This window comes from Nocardioides sp. YIM B13467, from assembly GCF_042788075.1.
Lineage (GTDB): Bacteria > Actinomycetota > Actinomycetes > Propionibacteriales > Nocardioidaceae > Nocardioides.
On the sequence record NZ_JBHZPJ010000041.1, the window covers coordinates 1 to 2434 of the forward strand.

4 protein-coding genes and 1 pseudogene are annotated in these 2434 nt (G+C 68.1%); 3 read left to right on the top strand and 2 right to left on the bottom strand.

Annotated elements, in window-relative coordinates; all coding sequences use genetic code 11:
- Positions 1-127 precede the first annotated feature (127 nt).
- From ACFX43_RS07250 to ACFX43_RS07260, 3 genes are read left to right on the top strand one after another with little or no spacing between them, the layout of a single operon-like run.
- The gene (locus ACFX43_RS07250; protein WP_378818824.1) at positions 128-592 is read left to right on the top strand and encodes a hypothetical protein; all 465 of its coding nucleotides are present in this window, start codon (positions 128-130) and stop codon (positions 590-592) included.
- Positions 589-813: a hypothetical protein gene (locus ACFX43_RS07255; protein ID WP_378818827.1), complete on the top strand. Its 225-nt coding sequence runs from the start codon at positions 589-591 to the stop codon at positions 811-813. The genes ACFX43_RS07250 and ACFX43_RS07255 overlap by 4 nt, the downstream gene beginning before the upstream one ends.
- Complete coding sequence (locus tag ACFX43_RS07260; protein WP_378818829.1) at positions 810-1028, top strand: helix-turn-helix domain-containing protein; 219 nt, start codon at positions 810-812, stop codon at positions 1026-1028. The genes ACFX43_RS07255 and ACFX43_RS07260 overlap by 4 nt, the downstream gene beginning before the upstream one ends.
- Here the strand turns inward: ACFX43_RS07260 and ACFX43_RS07265 are convergent, their stop codons facing one another.
- Positions 1029-1400 (bottom strand): hypothetical protein, encoded by a 372-nt coding sequence (locus ACFX43_RS07265; RefSeq protein WP_378818832.1) that lies wholly within the window; start codon positions 1398-1400, stop codon positions 1029-1031. It lies immediately after the preceding gene.
- Positions 1401-1435: 35 nt separating this feature from the next.
- Positions 1436-2434 (bottom strand): annotated as a pseudogene (locus tag ACFX43_RS07270) (2-succinyl-5-enolpyruvyl-6-hydroxy-3-cyclohexene-1-carboxylate synthase); the annotation flags it as partial.

Below are 2434 nucleotides of genomic sequence, written 5' to 3' on the forward strand. Positions count from 1 at the left end.
TCGAGTCGGCTCGTTCTAACGAGCCGACTCGACGAGATTTCCCGTCAGGACGAGCCGACTCGACATCACGGGGTGCGGAGATGCCTTATCGTTTATCGACAACATCGAAAAACGATAAGGAGACGCCGTGTCGCGCACCCCACATGCCGACGGGCCAGCGGCTGAGCGTGACCCGCTCGCGCCGTTGAGCACACTGGTCGATCTGATCTTCGCGCTCATGGTCGCGTTCGCCCTTTTCGCTGGCGTGATCACCACCTTGCACCTGCTCGGCAAGGCCGAGAATGCCAGCATCTTCGAGTTCTCGAAGGACATCTGCGTCGGGTCCGACAACTTCATAGCAGGTTCCGATGAAGACCCGCAGAAAGCCTTGTACGTCGAGCCAGATGCCCGCATGTTCTCCTCGGGCACCACCTTCTGCAGGCGGAATCCGAGTTTCGCACTTCAGTTCGCCGCGTCGATCGAGGGTTCCTCAGCACTGTTCTGCTCGTCGGCGCATGCCTCCTCGCCCGCCGGACCATCAGAACCGCCCGACTCGAAGGCCTCTTCTCGTCACGACCCGCCAGGCTCCTGCGTACGCTCGGCTGGTTCTTGATCGCCATGTCGGTCCTGTGCCCGCTCGGCGCGGACCTCGGCAACGGCATCTTCCTCGCCGCCGTGACGACGTCCGAGACAGGCCTGACCTGGACCTCGTCTCTGAGCAGCATCGAGGGACCGGACTGGACCCCTCTGATCCTGGGTGTCGTCGCTATCACCTGCGGTCGGGTGATGAGCCGCGGCGCGAGGCTGCAGCAAGAGGTGGATCTCACCGTATGACCGACGACCACCGCGTCACCGTGCACCTCGACACCCTCCTCGAGGAGCGCGGGATGACGCTCACCGAGCTCGCCGACAGGATCGGGATCACCCTGGCGAACGCGTCGATCCTCAAGAACGGGCGTGCGCGTGCGATCCGGTTCTCGACACTGACCGCGATCTGCGACGTACTCGAGTGCCAGCCTGGCGACCTGCTCCGCGTCACCGAGCGCTGATCAGGACATGGTGATCGATCCGACGCCGGAGGCGAAGTGGCACAGATACTGCATCCGCACCGGCTCCGTACCGGGCGGGAGCAGTGCCGAGGCTACGCGGAATCCGAGATCCTGCGAATACTGCCCGCCGCTCTGTCCGCCCTCGCAGCGCACGCTGACATGGCAAGCGCGATCCGCGGGGATCTGGAAACTGACCTGGCCCCAGTAGACCCAGTAGTCACGTCCGTCGATCGCGACGATCGGCGGCATCGCGGCGAGGAACTTCTCCTTCGCAGTGGATGCCATCTCGAGCGTCATCACTCGCGTCCCGCCCGAGTAGGACTCCACGTACGGCACCACGGTCGGCCATTGCGGCTGCGGCTGTTCGGTCACGGGCACACTGTGCCATGGCCGACCGGGTCGGCCGCTCAGGAACGGGCGAGCGCGCGGATGGCCAGGTCGAGCTCTCGGCGGTCGTCGCGGGAGACCACGGCCTCGACGACCTCGATGCCGCCGTTGGGGCTGGCGAGGGCGGCCTCGAGCTCGGGCACGGAGGTGACCGCGAGGTGCGGGATGCGGTGGGCGGCGCAGAGCGCTTCGAGGGAGGTCCCGTGCGGGGTGCCGAAGAGGCGCTCGAAGCTGTCGGCGTAGTCGTCGGCGCCCTGCTCGAGGGAGGCGAAGATCGAGCCGCCGTCGTCGTTGGCGACGACGATGGTCAGGTCCGGGCGGACCTCCTCGGGACCGAGGAGAAGACCGCCGGCGTCGTGCAGGAAGGTGACGTCGCCCATCAGCGCGAGCGCGCGCGTCGAGGACTCGCGGCCGACTGCGGCACCGATCGCGGTGGAGACGATGCCGTCGATGCCGGCCAGGCCACGGTTGGCCAGCACCTTCCGTCGTCCGCCGACGCGGTTGGGCCGCATCATCAGGTCCAGGTCGCGTACGGGATTGGAGGGGCCGAGCATCAGCAGCCCACCGTCGGGCAGGGCGCGGGCGACACAGCCGGCGACGTCGTACGCCGTCATCTCCTGCTGCCCATGGAGCAGCCGATCCAGCTGGCGGCTGATCGTGCGGTCGGCCTCGCGCCACTCCTCCAACCACGCCGGATCGGGCTCGCCCTCGACATGGAGCCGAGTGCGGATCGTGCGGTCGACCCGGAACGGGCGCGCGGGCCAGACACCGTCGACCGGGGCCGCGATGACTTCGATGTCTGCGCGGGCGAGCAGGTTGGTGACCGGTCGGGAGAGGGTCGGGTGGCCGTAGACGACGACGCGCTCGATCCGTTCGGCGAGCGGCGACTCGAGCAGCAGCCGGTAGGAGCGCAGCGCGTTGTCGCCGGTCCGCGCCCCCGAGGAGGGCTCGGCGAGCAGCGGCCAGCCGCCGTCCTGGGCGAGGATCCGGGAGGGCGGCCCGGCGTCGTCGCCGGCGAC

Coding starts and splice junctions, on each gene's coding strand:
- ACFX43_RS07260 (WP_378818829.1), top strand. CDS start 810: ATGACCGACGACCACCGCGTCACCGTGCACCTCGACACCCTCCTCGAG.